This window comes from Candidatus Nitrospira neomarina, from assembly GCF_032051675.1.
Taxonomy (GTDB): Bacteria; Nitrospirota; Nitrospiria; order Nitrospirales; family UBA8639; genus Nitrospira_E; species Nitrospira_E neomarina.
On record NZ_CP116968.1, the window covers coordinates 4358316 to 4373527 of the forward strand.

The window sequence follows — 15212 nt, forward strand, 5'->3', positions numbered from 1 at the left end:
TCCGGTTCCAGTTATGTAATAAAAGCAGGTAAAAAGAGGTGTTGAAATACCTGAAACACCATTCCGATAAAGCTGCTGATTATGGGGATATACGAATTCAGCATCAGGAGTCCTAAAATAAGAAACATCCCATAGGGTTCCAACCGGTTTAAGACTTCCGCGGAACTGACCGGGAGGAGGCTACGAAGGACCCGGCTCCCATCCAAAGGAGGAACCGGTAGAAGATTGAACGAAAATAACACGATATTAATGATCATGGAAGATAAGGCCATGGCCGTGAGGGGAACCAGGATCATGCCGAGAAGATCGCGGCGTGGTTCAACGCCAGGCTGGGGAGGCCAGTTGGCTTGGAGGGTGGGGTCGAGATACAGAAACAGGGCGAGCAGCAGGCTGCTGACAATGGCTAAAAACAAATTCATGAGTGGTCCGGCTATGGCCACAAACGCCATATCCCGTCTGGGGTTATGGAGTTGGTCAGGATTGACTGGAACGGGTTTGGCCCAACCAAACACAAACCCTCCAGGTATCAGAGACAACATCAGTGGCACAATGATGCTTCCATACAGGTCGATGTGCGGGAGGGGATTGATGGTGAGTCGGCCCAGGTTTTTGGCTGTCTGGTCCCCAAAGAAATTTGCGACCCACCCATGGGCGCATTCGTGAAACACCACTGCGGCCATGAGTGGAACCAGCATGAAAGAGAGGTTATAAAGAAAAGAGGAAAGGGAATCCATGTGGTTTAGTTGAGTTGGGTGAAGGTCTTGTCTTTGACCTGGAGGAGGTAGAGCCTTCGGTTCAGTATGCCGGCGGAACTAAAAGAGGCAAATCCGCTCAACGCCGGCAAGTCAGAGCGTCGCACAAGCTGGTCCCAGACACCTTGTCCGGATTGAGCACCCTGGCGGATGGTTTCCATCACCATGGTTGCCGCATCATAGGCCTGGAAGGCAAAGAGGGAGGGTTCCTTTTGGAACTGATTGCGATACCGCTGAACAAACATCTGAATATTAGGATCAGGGCTGTTGGGGAAAAAACCATCGACAAAAATATGACCGTCCAGATCGTGTTTGGCCCACCGAAATATCTCAGAGTTATGCCAGCTATTGCCGCCTAAAATCGGCACATTCATGTCATAAAATGCCAGTTGAGCCGCAATGAGGGCCAAGTGTACTGGTTGTCCCGGGACAAACACGGCGTCAAACCCGGGTGTGTAGACTAAGCGATCTTCTCCGGTTCGGGTTTTTTCGTTTTGGGTGGTGCCGTATTTAGCCAGATCTTTCTCCTTCAAGCGGCGTAATTGTTCACCAATATCGGTCTGGTCATCAGCATAACCTTCTGAGGCGATAATTTCCCCGCCGGAGTGCAACACTTCCTTCGCAAACATATCCGCCATTTCTCGTCCATACGCTGTTTGGGGATAAATAATGCCAAAACGGTGGTATCCCAGTTTTAGGATGGCATATTCCACCAGTCGTTTGGCCTGGACGGATGAGGTCATAGCGGTACTAAACCAAAATGATCCAAACTGCCGAACATTTAAGAGCGTGGATGAAGGGGTGATAAACGGCGTGACATAGTCATCAGGGAGTCGGCCGAGACCCTGTATCTCACGTGACAATAGGGGCCCTACGACCGCAAGGGGCCGAAATTCATCAAGCATTTGTTGTATCTCGACGCGCAACGGAGCGGTGAGGGTTGTGGTATCTTTCACGACCAGCCCGATCGAAGTCAGTCCCCATTGTTCCTTGGCAATTTCGAGAGCGAGTCGAATGCCGTTTAACGAATCCGTGCCATACGTTTTCATGGGACCGGAAAAAGGCAGGGCAGCTGCCAAAATATGCGAATGAAATTTGATTTTGCTGATAAATGATTGCAGGAGGGCCATTGCCGTTTGAGCATAGGGATGGGTGGGAAAGCGTTTGAGAAATCCCCGGATATCCCGTTCGGCAAGGACCTCATCCCCGTGGGCGGTATGCAGTTCAATCAGCCGGATGGTGGCGATGTCACCCGGATACCGGGAGGAATAACTCTCAACCAGTTCCTGGAGCGCGGATTCGTCTAACTGCTGTAAAATCAGAGTTTGAGTAAGACTTTCTAACTCGAGCCGTTCGGTCTGATTGGCCAGACTCATTTCATTTAACAGGGCTTTTACCGCGCCTAGCGGGTTGTGATTGTTTAACTCGGTTTGACGAATCAATTGGAATATGGACCGGCGCAGGTCCAGATCCGTGGCATAATCCAATGCCTGATACAGTTGATCCAGGGCAGGCTCATAGTTCTGTAACTCGATATAGAGTTCCGCCATTAAGACCCGGGCCGGGTTTGTGGAATGCGAAAAGGGAAATTCTTCCAGGAGTTGCTTTAAAACCGTAAGGGCATCCGTCGGCTGGTGATCATGTTTCAAGGCGGTGGCTTGCAAAAGATAGGCTTCTTCCAGGATCTCTGGAGGGGGGAATGAATCAATCAGCTTCTCGAGAGTCGTAATGGCGGCTGCAGGATTATCGGCTTCCAGCTCCAATCTTGCCTGATCCAGAAGAGGAGAAGTGGAAGATTGTTGAGCAAATGCGAGGTTGATGTCTCCGCCCAAGAAGGGCCACCATCCCTGGTCCATCAGCAATCCCGAGCTTCCCAGGATGAGACACAACAGGGTTCGCAGCAACAGATATGTAAGTCTGACAGTCGTCAAAGGGAATGTACCTAAACGCCTTGGAAATGGAAGGGATTGTTCGTATGGAAACAGGCCAATACCCGAATGCTTGGGTGGATAATTCACAAGCAGAATACGGTGACGACAATGCTTTTCTTGTTTAGTATACCAGGAAGTCCGCTTACCAAAATAGAAGAATGCAAGAAAATCTCTGGATAGGATTAAGAGCGGTGGGGGCATGAAAAGGTTTGTGGTTCTTCCATCATGAAGATGAGGATGGCATAAAGAGGCGATGCAGGAATGTATTGATCGTTATCTCACCATGTTGCAAGTCGAGCAGGGCTATGCGGCGAATACCATTGAGAGCTATCGCCGGGACCTCAGGAAACTCGAAATCTTTTTTCGAACACACGACATTGCCGATCCCACCTATCTTTCCAGGCCACTGTGGTTTCAATTCTTAAACAGTTTGAAAGCCGAAGGGCTGTCCTCCTCTTCAATTGCCAGGTGCCTGGCTTCTATCAGGGGTTTCTATAAATCGTTTGAGAGGGGTAAGGACGATCCGACCTTTGCGGGTATCTTGAAAGGGACACCGAAGCAATGGAGTCAATTGCCAAAGTTGTTATCCGAAGCCGAAGTGACCAGATTGCTCAACTTGTCGGTGATGAATACCAGGGAAGATCTACGTGATGCCGCCATGGTGGAACTGCTTTATGCCACCGGGCTTCGGGTATCGGAGCTCATCAATTTGGAAATGGCCCATCTGAATCTGGAGGTGGGGTTTTTGCAAGCGACCGGCAAGCGGGACAAACAACGAATTGTTCCGATCGGAGACAAGGCACGCCAGTTGGTCTCGGAGTATCTGCAGTCTTCCCGTCCGGCCTTTGTCAAAAAGCGAACCTCTTCCACGTTATTTCTTACCCGGCTGGGGCGGGCCATGAGCCGGCAATGTTTTTGGAAAATTCTCAAGGATCGTACGGCTCGTGCAGGCATCACCAAGCCTATTTCACCTCACATGCTTCGCCATTCCTTTGCGACGCATTTATTGGATCATGGTGCCGATCTTCGTTCGGTCCAAATGATGCTCGGCCATGCCAGCATTGCCACGACTCAAATCTATACTCATGTGGAGCAAGCCCGCCTCAAAAAGGTTCATGACCAATATTTTCCGCGTAAACAACGTACGAAGGTCTTTGGAGCCCCTCATGATACTAAGCCTTGAGCAGGTATTTGCCCGGAAGCCACACTGCGGTAATGGCCCGATCCCAATTTGCAATTGGAAAAAGGCCTATGGCAGGCTAGCACCGACCTTTTATTTTAAAAATTTCTGGAGGGTTTGGTTATGAAGTATAGAAAGCAGGTGCATTATGTGAAGGGGGTGTTTGCGTGCCCAAAATGTCATCAACATTTTGTACAAGAGAAGTGGTTGGAGGAATTTCGGGTGCGGTGTCATAAGTGCGATTATCGAGGGGCCTTGACCCATGTATCGGTGGAAGAGCAAATAGACGAAGAAATTGAACGACGGTAGCGGGGTTTGATGCTCTTAAGGATTGGTCTGTCAGGTCCGGACATTTGATTTCTCTCTTCCAGTTTGATTTCCCTATGAAGATTTTTCGAAGAAATACCTTATGGGTAGCTCTGGCTGTCCTTGTTTGGTGGTGTGGGTATGTGCAAGTTTCCGCTCAACCTTCATCTCCCCAAGCATCTCCTCAGGCTAACGATGGCCTTCAGGTCTTAGTCACCTATCATTCTCTGTCGGGGCATACGGCCGAGATGGCCAAAAGTGTGAAAAAGGGTGCTGAATCGATACCAGGGATCACCGTCCTCCTGAAGACCGTGGGGCAGGTGACCGCCGATGAGTTGTTTGGCAGCGATGCCGTCATCGTGGGTTCGCCAGTCTATTGGTCGAATATGTCAGGTGAAGTGAAATCTTTTTTTGACCGCTGGCAGTTTGAATTTGGCGTGTATCCTGAATGGAAAATGCGTAATAAGGTAGGAGCAGCCTTTGCGACCGGTGGGCAAATATCCAGCGGAAAAGAGGTGACGATGTTGACCATCCTTGCAGCCATGCTTGGAAACAAGATGATTGTCGTGAGTGACGGAGGAGCGTTTGGCGCTTCAGCGACGACGGAAGGCGTTAGCCCTGGAATTAATGATGCGGAGCGTGCCGATGCATGGGCGTTGGGAAAGCGTGTGGCTGAAGTGGCGTGGATGATTAAGCGAGGGCAGACGATCCCAGGGCAATCCTGAAGGGCATTCCATGAGTTCGAAACCGGGAACCACAGACGATAAATGGGTTATTTATTGGGAGCGGGAGTATGCCACCGCCTTTGCTCCGGAACGACTCAAGCTTGATTTCCATCCACACCGCCCCTTGATGACCAACATGCCGTTGCCTGAGCAACGGGAGTTAGCGGCCTCCGGATACAAGGTCCTTCCTGATGATTGTGGGCCGGTTCGGGCCGTAGGGCAATATGGCTGGCTCATCCGTTCACCGGCGGATTGCCGGTTTCGTCGGAAAGGCACTGGTTTTGAATGGCAGTCTCCGCCCATCCTTCCTGAAGAGCGGCTTTTGGGGTATAAGTCATTTTCGGGAATGTATGTCGATACGATTTTGAATAGTGGATTTCCCAAGCTTTATTGTGGCATACGGTTTTATTACCCCAAACAAGTCGGCATGATGATGAAGGATCTTCCCAATCATTTTTATCATTTCCCCAACCGGACCTTCTCCATCTGGGAAGGGATCAAAACGCAAGAATATAAACTCACCCCGAATCCCTATGATTTTCTCCCTGACCACGATGCCTTTGTGACGAATTTTCTGCTGCAATTGGACCCTTCTCCGGATAAGACCACGACCATTTTGCGTGGCGATCCCATTGGTGTGGTGTTCCCGGTCATGCTCCCGAAACACTTTACACTCGAAGAATTGAAGCATCCCTCAGAAGCTTCTAGCGCATAATGCCAGGCAGGTCCTCAGCTTGAGCCTCCTACGTCCTTTTTCCCCTTAGTTTATATACAGTGAATGGCTGTGAGGATAAGCTATGGCCCGATTTCCTGCCTAAAGGGAAAGCCTGTTGCCGCTTCAAATTGATATACTGGTTGAGTGTCGAGGGGTACTCGTGGGCCGTAATTGCCAAAAAATGCATCTGTTGGTTCGATTTCGTGCTTATGATGGAGGAGTGTGAAGATACAACCCAAGTCAGATTTGATTCACCACCAATGGCACACTCTTGCCAGAGCTTGTGATGACGGAGAAAGCCAGACTCGACTGGCGATTTTATGGGAGCACATTCATCGGTTTCCGGTCAGGCAGGCGGCGTCCGCGCATGCCGAGATCGAGACCGCGTATTTTCTCGCGCAAGCAGGCTTTTCCGTGGCATTTTTAGAGGCTTCTGGCGGGCGAACGGCGGACCTGGAGTGTTATGAAGGTACGCATCGATTTTTTGTGGAAGTCACGGTAATCCAATCGACCCAAGGACCTACTCGCAAATCACCGGCGGTGCGTCTACAACCTCACCAGATTCTAGAATCCTCGGATGAGTTTTTTGAGCAGGCTTTAGTCAGGCGACTGTTGTCACGCATGGCGGAAAAAGCCAGGCAATTAGAACGGTACTGTGCACCCGTGTTGCTGGCAGTCAGTGTCCCTGATTTACCATGGAGGAATGGGCGCCCTCAGGACATTCCTCCCTTGGATCTTCAGCGATTGGCTGCGATGTTGGTCGGAGTGGTCGTCGACGTCCCTCAGTTCAGTGCGATCCTGCTGACCTTATGGAAGGCACCGGCGCAGGAATTACGTAATCCCATTCGTATTCGTCAGGTCACGTGGGTGACTCGACCACCAGGGGATGCACGCGATCCTCGAATTCGATTGTTGGCAGTGAACCCGGTTGCTCGATATCGCCTTACCTCCAAAGAACTCGCGAGTATCAAGGAAAGGATGTGAAGCGAACCTGCGGGAAGGATTAGAAAAAGTACGAGCGGTTAAGATGAAGGCAGGGAGGCTTTGAGGGCTTCCAGGTTTTTAATGACGAGAAGATCACCATTCTTGGTTGCCACGGCGATGCCTTGGGTACATATTGTCCGGCATTTTTCAAATTCGCCTGTTTGGTGAAGCGATTGAGCCAACGCAAAATAGGCGGCTGAATATTCAGGTTTCACTTGAATGCATTGCTCAAGGGCGGGAATCGCCTCTTCCCAATTTTCGTCATTCATGTAGGCTTTCCCCAGGCCGAACCACATGGTCTCGTCCTTTGGATCCATTTGGAGCACTTTTTTGAATTGTTCGATCTTAGGATTGGCCATGGCTGAAATCCGATCAGAAATAAAGGTGACGGAACGTGAATGAAATCGAGCCTATCATGCGGGTGTATTCGTTGTCTAAGCCATTTCCCTGTGCTAGGATCTTTTTCGATTTTCCCTCCTGCTTGTCAGTAGGCGCAAGGTTTATTCCCGGTAACGGTGATCAGGTTTTTCCTCTTTAGCATGATTTCCTTTTCAAGTTTGGGAGTTCTGTAGCATGGGACGTGTTGGATACGTATCTCATCCGGCCTATGAGCTCCATGAAATGAGCAGAAGCCATCCGGAGTCACCTGAACGGCTTCGTGCGATACGCGCACAATTAGAGAGTTCGGGAACGTGGTCCCGGCTGCATCAGGTTGCCCCGCGACGGGCCGATCTGAAATGGATTGAACTCGTCCACGACTCATCCTATGTGGAGAGTCTTGAACGACGCTCCCCCTCAACCGGGTATGTCTCCCTGGATCCTGATACGTCGATGTGTCCGGGAACGTTGGAGGCCGCTTATCTGGCAGTCGGCGGGGGTTTGGCGGCGGTGGATGCGATCATGAACCACGACATTGATCAGGCGTTTTGCGCCGTGCGGCCTCCCGGGCATCACGCGGAGGCGGATCGAGCGATGGGGTTTTGTTTCTTTAATACCGTCGCGATTGCCGCCCGTTATCTTCAGCAACAATATGGACTACAGAGAATTATGATTGTGGATTGGGATGTGCACCATGGTAATGGCACGCAACAGGCTTTCTATGATGATCCCACAGTCCTTTTTTTTAGTGCCCACCAGGCTCCATTTTATCCCGGGACGGGCCGGGCGACGGAAACCGGGGCAGGTCAAGGAAAAGGTCTGACCATCAATGTGCCGCTCTCGGGAGGACAAGGAGATGAAAAGTATCGCGAAATATTCCAGAGAATCTTGGTCCCGGCCGCTGAACACTTTCAACCTGAATGTATTCTGATTTCCGCCGGATTTGACGGTCACCGGGATGATCCATTGGCGAGTATGGCTTTAACGGAGCAAGGATATGCCGATATGACAACGATTGTCTTGAAGATTGCAAAAAAATTTGCAAGTGGGCGAATTGTGTCATGTTTGGAAGGGGGATATCACCTCAAGGCGTTGGCGGGATCCGTGGACCGTCATCTCAAGGCTCTGCTGGATAATTAACGCGATGAAATCAAAGCGATCATGGGGAGGAAAAGCGTGGGTGTTGCTCCTGTTGGTGCTGGGGGTAGGGATCTACATTTTTTATACGGAGATTCGTCCCACCGTCATATTCGGCTTACGAGAGGATTACGCGAAACCCATTCCCTATCAACAGATTCCGGTGGGATTGCAGAGCTTGAAAGCGGAGGAATGTGGAAGTTGTCATGTCGAAATCTACGAAGAGTGGAAATCCAGTATTCATGCCAAGGCCTTTCACGATCCGTTCTTTCAAGCCTATTGGAAAAAAGATGACAATATCTGGGTCTGTTTGAATTGCCATACGCCATTGGAAAATCAGCAACCGACTCTTATTCAAGATCTTCCCCGTGGGCGTGTCGAAAAAGCCATTCAAATTCCCAATTACCGGTACGATGCGGAGTATCAACAAGAAGGTGTGACGTGCGCAGCCTGCCATGTTCGCGATGGGAAGATTCTCGGTCCATATGACGATTCGGCGGCGCCGCATCCCACCCAATTTGATCCTTCCTTCAGAACGACCCAGGTCTGTTATCGCTGCCATAATGTGGTTTCGGGACCCATGCAATTTTACAATGCGGGTCCTTGTGGCACGTATCCTGAGTATGAAGGCAAGTTTTTCATGAAGGAAAAGGGACTGATCTGTCAGAGTTGTCATATGCCGGAAGTCGAGCGGCCGGTGGCCAAGGGGAGCCCTATCCGATTCGGTCGACGACATCTCTGGCGGGGAGGTCATGATCCGGACATGGTCAAGCGAGCGGTCGCTGTCCAGGTGCAGGCAGACCCTCCGACACCCCAACCGGGTGACGATGTCAAATTAACGTTGACCCTGATTAATGCAGGGGCTGGGCACAAAATCCCGACAGGGGACCCGGACCGGTTTTTTACCGTTGAATTTACGGTGCGCGATTCGAACGGCACGGTGGTGCATGAGCAATCTGATACCATGGGCCGTTGGATCCTCTGGCAGCCCGTGATTGTGGAAGTATATGATAACCGATTGCTGCCTCTTGCCAGCCGGGATTATTCCTTTGAATATGAAATCCCGGAACATGAAAAAGGGTGGATCGTTCAGTCGCGGATTCGGTATCATATTCAGACGGATAGTCAAAATCAGATGTTGAGAGATCAGTATGGTCTGACGGGTGAGGATCCATATGTCTTTACGATCTATGAACGGGAGTTTCCCTTGGATGCGACCCTTTCTACGGTTGTACAGGATCAGGAACCCGATCTTCGGGTAGGGTGTACGGCACCGTCCGATGGGCCTACTCCTCATCCCCCGGCAGATGCGTCTTCACTTCATTCATAAAGGAAAGCACTGTGGCCGAAAATTTTTTCATTGATACCGAATCACTTGCCCAAAATCTGGGCCGCGAAGACTTGGTCATTCTTGATGTACGAGGTCGCGCCGCCTATTCCACACATATTCCCGGTGCCGTTCACAGCACTTGGCATGAGTACAGCGATCCCTCAGCCGTGGCAAAGGGGGTCTTAGATCCTGACCTTGGGAGAATTGAACAGCGCCTTCGAGCGCTGGGTATTAACCAGTCCAGTGACGTGGTTATTTATTGTAATCCCTTCGATAATTGGGGTGATGAGGGACGCATGTTTTGGATGTTGACGTATCTGGGTCATTCAAGTGTCCGAATTCTGGACGGTGGGTGGGTCAAGTGGACTGCAGAGCAGCGCCCCTTTGAACATGAAGCGGTTCAACCCAAGCCGGGCGATTTTACTGTCAAGGTTAATCCGGACCTCATTGTGAATAAGGATGGATTGAAAAAACTGGTCAAAGGCCCTCATCCGGATACCATCATTCTTGATGCCAGAAGCGTTGAGGAATATGCGGGGAAGGAAATCGATGGGTTGCCCCGGGCCGGCCATATTCCTTCTGCCATCAATATCCCCTGGAACCGGTTTTTACAACCGGATGCCACGGTGAAACCTCCGGAGCAGGTCAAGAAAATATTTGAAGATCACGGGCTACGAAACAATCAGGAAATCCTGACCTATTGCTTGGGTGGGGTGCGGGCGGCTTGGGTTTTTTGTCTATTGCGATACGTCGGGTTTCCACGAGTGAAAGTCTATCCGGGGTCATGGTGGGAATGGTCCCGTGATTTTGCGGCACCGGCCGAAAAAGACGTGAAGTTATTATATCGGGTCACCAATCAGGATCAAATGAGATCATCTTGATCTTGTATGTGAGGGATGAGAGGATATTTGAAACTCTCAGCTCAATATTATTTACTTTTTCAAGGAGGTCAGGGATGAAAAAGCAAGCGGTTGTTAGGGGAATTGGTCTGTTCGCGATTCTGGGGTTACTGATTGCGGGGTCGTGGGGGTCTGTCGCCCTTGCAGGAGCCAATCCACATGTGGCTGAAGCGATTGCCCATGCTGAAGGCGCTGCCGATCACGGCGGGCAGGGACATGCTGATGCGTTGGTTGAGCATGCACAAGAAGCCTTGACTCACGCTCAAGCTGCTCAAAAAGACGTGAAAAATCCTCATTTAGACGAGGGAGTTCACGAACTCATGGAAGCGGTGGAACATGGCAAAGCCGGTCATGCCGATGTCGGGACCAAACATGCGAAAAGCGCCGTGATGCATTTGAAAGAGGTTAAGTAATCATAACGCCTTAATCTGATGAAGAAGCGGGTAGAGTCTATCTCTGCCCGCTTTTTTTTGTGGGGTGGCGATGTCCAAGATCAGTGGAGGGTATTTTCAATTTTCTCCAGGGTTTGGAGAAATTCAACGCAATCTAGAGACGATTCTCCGCGCCATCCATCGTTTTGAAGGGCATCTCCTTGTTTTTCCTGAACTAGCCCTTTCGGGATATCAATTTCTTTCAAAAGACGAAGTTCGGGAGTTGGCAGAGGAAGTTCCTGCTGGCTCCACCATCAAAGCTTTGGAAGAGGCCGTTCGGGGCCGTGATCTGCACGTCGTGATCGGGTTGGCTGAACGGGACCATGACCGATTATATAATTCGGCCGTGCTGATCGGACCGAGGGGGTATATCGGGACTTATCGCAAAACCCATTTATTTTTTGAGGAAACCCTCTGGTTTGATCCTGGAGATACGGGATTTCTTGTCTGGGATATTGGTAAGGCTAAGGTGGGGCTTCTCGTCTGTTTTGATTGGTTTTTCCCTGAAGCTGCAAGAAGTCTGGCCATTAAAGGCGCCGATATTTTATGTCACCCCAGCAATTTAGTGTTGCCTTATTGTCCTGATGCCATGGTGACGAGATGCTTGGAAAATGGGGTGTTTGCCATAACAGCCAATCGAGTCGGTCGGGAGCAGCGCGGGGAAAAACCCGCATTGCCATTTATTGGCATGAGTGAGATTGTGGCCCCCAATGGACGGATTTTGTGTCGCTCTTCCCTCAAAGACGAAGAAGTTGGTCTGTATGAGATGGATATGGCGGAAGCCCGCGACAAACGAATCAATCCTTATAACGATTTGCTCAAAGACCGACGCCCTCAATTGTATGTTTTGTAAGCGGTAGGTAGTTGGAACCCTTAACCCGTGGCGCCGCGAGGCTTGACATAACCGAGAGGATGCCATAAATCCTGAAATAAGGGTGTAAACCCAAGAGCCGGACAGGGCAGGAAGAGTTATTCAAGCATGAATCTTTCTATTGGCAGGGACGAGGAGGATATTATGAACAGGTGGTTGGTTATTGCGGTCGTGCTTCTGTTGGGATTGCCAGGGTGCATGGTTTCGAAGTCGAAATATGAGGCATCGGTGGCGGATATGGAGTCGGCCAAGGCCGAGTTGGAAAAAAGCCGGATGCATCAGGAAGCCCTTGAAGAACAAATACGCAATTTAAAGGGGCTGAACGAAAAAGTTTCCACAGATTTGGAGACGATGACCACCGAGGTGCAACGGATTAAAGAAGGGCGAAAAAATGAGCACACCTTACTGGAAACGCGTGAGCGGGAATTAGATCAGGAAAAAGAGCAGCTCACGTCCAAATTGCGTGTGGTCGTGGACCAATATCAAAAAGTAAAAGCCCAAAACAAAGCCCTGAAAGAGACCGTGTTGCGCTATCAGAAGGAATTAAAAGATACCCGTGAATCTTCCATAGGAAGTACTGCCGGAGTGATGAAGTCCTCGGAGAAGCCTGACATGCCAAAGACCGAAATGGCCCCGTCAGTGAATTCCAGCCCGATCGTTTCGTCCAAACCACCTGTGCCCAAGATTGTGACGCCCCCAACCCTGCCAAAAATCGGAGGGGATTTAGTCAATATTAATAAGGCGCCGGTGAGTGATCTGGTGTTGACGCTGGGGTTAACTCGGGAGGTAGCTGAGGAAGTGGTTTCAAACCGGCCTTATCGGCTCCGTGGCGAACTTGTGGCGAAAAACATCATTCCCAAGACCACATTTGATGAGATAAAGGACCGTATCACGGCTTCTCCGTAATTGTGAAAAATGCCGCCAGCGGTGGTTTCGTTGCCTGGCCGAGCTCACGTACTCCTTCGTACGCTCCGGTCGTCCAAGCAGCTGCGGCCTTCCTTTCGGCATGACTCTGGGCAGGACTGGACGGGCATTTTTAACCACTCCCAGCATTCCTTAACAAGGGGAACTTCATCGACAGAGGTGGAGTTCCCCTTGATTTTTGTGGTGTGGTCTTACGACCTGTCCGTCGCGGTTGAGCGATCCGTCAGACAGCGATCCTCGATAATTAGTCCATCCTGCAGTTGAATCAGCCGGTCGGTCTGAAGGGAGAGTTTTTCGTTGTGGGTCACAATCACGAAGGCTGTTCCATGGGTATGATTGAGTTTTCGTAAAAGCTCAAATAATTCATCACCGGTATGCGTATCCAGATTGCCTGTCGGTTCATCCGCCAACACCAGGTCAGGGTGCCGGATTAAGGCTCTGGCCACGGCGACACGCTGCTGCTCTCCTCCTGATAATTCCCCCGGTTTATGGTGCAGACGGTGAGAAAGCCCCACTTCAGAGAGAAGAGATTTTGCGGCGTCTATAGCCTGTTGCTTGGGAATTTTTTGAATGAGCGCCGGAAGATAGGTGTTTTCCAACGCGGTGAATTCCGGAAGAAGATGATGGAATTGAAAGACAAATCCGATGGAGCGATTCCGAAATCCCGCTAATGCGGTTTCGCTGACCCGGAACATATTCTTTCCTTCAAACAATACTTTTCCACTTGTCGGGCGATCCAAGGTTCCCATGATGTGGAGCAGGGTACTTTTTCCTGCGCCTGATGCTCCGACAATCGACACCATTTCCTTTTACATGATGGCTCCTGGCGTAGCGCCCATGGCTCTGAGGATGGCAATTTCCCGTTGTTTTTCATTGAAAAAACATCGTCAAGGTACCCACGATATTCAAATGAGGCGACCAGGGTAATTAGGACGAGCAGAAGTAACAACCTCATGGTCTTTTCGAGTTTAAAGAAGTTCCTCAACGATAGAGCTGCGTCGAGGTGCATCTATGCTGCGGCGAGGCGTTCTGACGCTTCGCACCCACTCTTTGAGCAGCGATAACGGCTGCTTTCTTAAGCGCTTCAGATTAAAGCTATTTTCAGAGGAAGCGCTTCACTCGGCGGGAAGATCGTCAAAAAGAAAGCTCCGCCTTGTTTCCAGGACGGAGCTTAGTAGAACAGCGCAATTTTTAAATTCCGTTCCTGATAGCGTTTCCGCCACCCGTTCAGAATATTTCCACTGCCCTGTTCTGATTGTATGCTATCGCGTTTATGTGTCTGGCCGGTACTGGCAAAACTCCTAGGAACTGAACAGAGCAAGCTCCCCCACGGTCGCATAGGTGTGCCCTCCTATCTCACAAGCAGAATCTCTCCCCACCGCGTCGTATAGCGCGGGCTGCGGAAACCGGCCCGCATGGCCCACTGCGGCCTTGCTCAGCCGGGAACACCGAAGTGGAACGTGGTCGCGCCATGGTCTAAATTAATGGCATCGAGCGCTTTCATCAGGCGGGATTGTCTGTGCCGGTCACGCTCACCGAACAGATCATGCCGGTTACTTCACGCCGGAACCAGATCGGTGAGCATGATGCCGCATTTCTGGTACACGTAACCGGCCCGGTAAATCTTCTCCAGGATTGCCCAAGGCGCATCAATGACATCCGGCGTGTAGGCGGTGGGAACAGCAACTTCTTCCCTGCCCGCCCGACGAACTGCAGCAGCGCCTGCCGAATCGCTTCCCGATCGGTGAGTCGCCTGCCGAACGACCGCGACCCTGATCCCCTTTTGCGGCGGCGCGACCAGCTCAAAATTAAGGCATGCTTCGCCATTCAGCTCTGAAACATTCCGCTGCCCTCCCACCACCAGGCACGCGGCCCTGAGTGCGGCGTGCGCTGGCGTGCAGAAGGGCACGCACGTGTTCCAGAATGGGTGCCGCTCCAAATTGAGCACGCAGCTTCTTTTCTTTCGATGGCGTGCAGATTGAGCTGAGGGTGGCTCCTGACCACAAAGTTGACTGGGGTTTTAACCAGATGGTAACTATTATCCCTACCCCACACTACGCCCCTTTGGGTCAGCACCTTCCAATAACCGCGAGCTAGACGAAAGGAGCCTTGATGAAACATGAGACTAAGCCATCCGTCAAAGACTTACCCATGCATCTCGACCGGGACCTTTTTACACGCGTACTCATACGTGAGCTCAGCGGCACATTGCAGGATGTCGTGGGCCTCGAGGAGGCATCTGGGTTCATCAGCCTCGTCGGGCAAACAATGGGGGAGCAGATTAATCATGAATACCAGAAGGCCTTGAGCGTTGATCGACTTACACGCGAAGAAGTCCGGGACGTGCTAGTTGACCTAAAGCGGCGTATCCAGGGAGACTTTTATGTGATCGAGGAAAATGATGACAAAATCGTGTTGGGCAATCGGCGGTGTCCCTTTGGAGACAAGGTGCTCGATCGTCCTGCGCTCTGTATGATGACCTCCAATGTATTCGGCTCGATTACCGCAGACAACTTGGGATATTCCAAAGTGGAACTCCAGGAGACTATCGCGAAACATGACCAGGAGTGTCGAATTATCGTGCATCTGAGAGCCACACCGGAATCGGCCCATGTTGAAGGGCGAGAATACTTCAAGGGCCACTAGCTC

The 15212-nt window shown here is 50.9% G+C and carries 17 protein-coding genes and 2 pseudogenes; 12 read left to right on the plus strand and 7 right to left on the minus strand.

Translation table 11 applies throughout. The features are described 5' to 3' along the window. Positions 1-11 precede the first annotated feature (11 nt). Together PQG83_RS18905 and PQG83_RS18910 are read right to left on the minus strand one after the other, a co-directional pair. On the minus strand, positions 12-695 hold the full coding sequence (locus tag PQG83_RS18905) for a site-2 protease family protein (protein WP_312744371.1): 684 nt from the start codon (positions 693-695) through the stop codon (positions 12-14). Between the two features lie 44 nt (positions 696-739). Continuing rightward, positions 740-2584: an ABC transporter substrate-binding protein gene (locus tag PQG83_RS18910; protein ID WP_312744373.1), complete on the minus strand. Its 1845-nt coding sequence runs from the start codon at positions 2582-2584 to the stop codon at positions 740-742. A 352-nt stretch (positions 2585-2936) separates the two neighbouring features. On the opposite strand from PQG83_RS18910, the gene xerD reads away from it, so the two are divergent. The 5 genes from xerD to PQG83_RS18935 all read left to right on the plus strand — a co-directional run bounded on the left by xerD (position 2937) and on the right by PQG83_RS18935 (position 6593). Next, positions 2937-3866 carry a site-specific tyrosine recombinase XerD gene (xerD, locus tag PQG83_RS18915; RefSeq protein WP_312744375.1) on the plus strand — a complete coding sequence of 310 codons (930 nt, stop codon included), beginning with the start codon at positions 2937-2939 and terminating at the stop codon, positions 3864-3866. A 120-nt stretch (positions 3867-3986) separates the two neighbouring features. Continuing rightward, positions 3987-4172 carry a hypothetical protein gene (locus PQG83_RS18920; RefSeq protein ID WP_312744377.1) on the plus strand — a complete coding sequence of 62 codons (186 nt, stop codon included), beginning with the start codon at positions 3987-3989 and terminating at the stop codon, positions 4170-4172. Between the two features lie 74 nt (positions 4173-4246). Then, positions 4247-4894: a flavodoxin family protein gene (locus PQG83_RS18925; protein WP_312744378.1), complete on the plus strand. Its 648-nt coding sequence runs from the start codon at positions 4247-4249 to the stop codon at positions 4892-4894. Positions 4895-4904: 10 nt separating this feature from the next. Continuing rightward, positions 4905-5609: a hypothetical protein gene (locus tag PQG83_RS18930; RefSeq protein WP_312744380.1), complete on the plus strand. Its 705-nt coding sequence runs from the start codon at positions 4905-4907 to the stop codon at positions 5607-5609. A gap of 222 nt (positions 5610-5831) precedes the next feature. Further along, positions 5832-6593, plus strand: a complete 762-nt coding sequence (locus PQG83_RS18935; protein ID WP_312744382.1) for a hypothetical protein — start codon at positions 5832-5834, stop codon at positions 6591-6593. Between the two features lie 38 nt (positions 6594-6631). Here the strand turns inward: PQG83_RS18935 and PQG83_RS18940 are convergent, their stop codons facing one another. Further along, positions 6632-6952, minus strand: a complete 321-nt coding sequence (locus PQG83_RS18940; protein ID WP_312744384.1) for a tetratricopeptide repeat protein — start codon at positions 6950-6952, stop codon at positions 6632-6634. Between the two features lie 214 nt (positions 6953-7166). On the opposite strand from PQG83_RS18940, the gene PQG83_RS18945 reads away from it, so the two are divergent. From PQG83_RS18945 to PQG83_RS18970, 6 genes are all read left to right on the plus strand, one after another. Then, positions 7167-8111: a histone deacetylase family protein gene (locus PQG83_RS18945; protein ID WP_312744386.1), complete on the plus strand. Its 945-nt coding sequence runs from the start codon at positions 7167-7169 to the stop codon at positions 8109-8111. A gap of 4 nt (positions 8112-8115) precedes the next feature. After that, a complete protein-coding gene (locus PQG83_RS18950; protein WP_312744388.1) occupies positions 8116-9438 on the plus strand; it encodes a multiheme c-type cytochrome in 1323 nt (440 codons plus the stop codon). An 11-nt stretch (positions 9439-9449) separates the two neighbouring features. Continuing rightward, complete coding sequence (locus tag PQG83_RS18955) at positions 9450-10319, plus strand: sulfurtransferase (RefSeq protein ID WP_312744390.1); 870 nt, start codon at positions 9450-9452, stop codon at positions 10317-10319. Between the two features lie 74 nt (positions 10320-10393). Continuing rightward, entirely contained in the window at positions 10394-10750 is a 357-nt protein-coding gene (smbP, locus tag PQG83_RS18960; protein WP_312744391.1) for a small metal-binding protein SmbP, read from the plus strand. A gap of 70 nt (positions 10751-10820) precedes the next feature. Continuing rightward, positions 10821-11621, plus strand: a complete 801-nt coding sequence (locus tag PQG83_RS18965; RefSeq protein ID WP_312744392.1) for a nitrilase-related carbon-nitrogen hydrolase — start codon at positions 10821-10823, stop codon at positions 11619-11621. Positions 11622-11783: 162 nt separating this feature from the next. Beyond that, positions 11784-12545 carry a helix-hairpin-helix domain-containing protein gene (locus tag PQG83_RS18970; protein WP_312744394.1) on the plus strand — a complete coding sequence of 254 codons (762 nt, stop codon included), beginning with the start codon at positions 11784-11786 and terminating at the stop codon, positions 12543-12545. A 209-nt stretch (positions 12546-12754) separates the two neighbouring features. Here the strand turns inward: PQG83_RS18970 and PQG83_RS18975 are convergent. The 4 genes and pseudogenes from PQG83_RS18975 to PQG83_RS18985 form a co-directional block, all read right to left on the minus strand. Further along, a pseudogene (locus PQG83_RS18975) lies at positions 12755-13369 on the minus strand (ABC transporter ATP-binding protein); the annotation flags it as partial. 365 nt (positions 13370-13734) lie between these two features. Beyond that, positions 13735-13902: a hypothetical protein gene (locus PQG83_RS18980; RefSeq protein ID WP_312744397.1), complete on the minus strand. Its 168-nt coding sequence runs from the start codon at positions 13900-13902 to the stop codon at positions 13735-13737. A gap of 12 nt (positions 13903-13914) precedes the next feature. Further along, positions 13915-13986: pseudogene (locus tag PQG83_RS21095) on the minus strand (DUF4113 domain-containing protein); the annotation flags it as partial. A gap of 80 nt (positions 13987-14066) precedes the next feature. After that, complete coding sequence (locus PQG83_RS18985) at positions 14067-14390, minus strand: DinB/UmuC family translesion DNA polymerase (protein ID WP_502572805.1); 324 nt, start codon at positions 14388-14390, stop codon at positions 14067-14069. Between the two features lie 285 nt (positions 14391-14675). Between PQG83_RS18985 and PQG83_RS18990 the strand changes: the two genes are divergently transcribed. Further along, entirely contained in the window at positions 14676-15209 is a 534-nt protein-coding gene (locus tag PQG83_RS18990) for a methanogen output domain 1-containing protein (protein ID WP_312744400.1), read from the plus strand. Positions 15210-15212 lie beyond the last annotated feature (3 nt).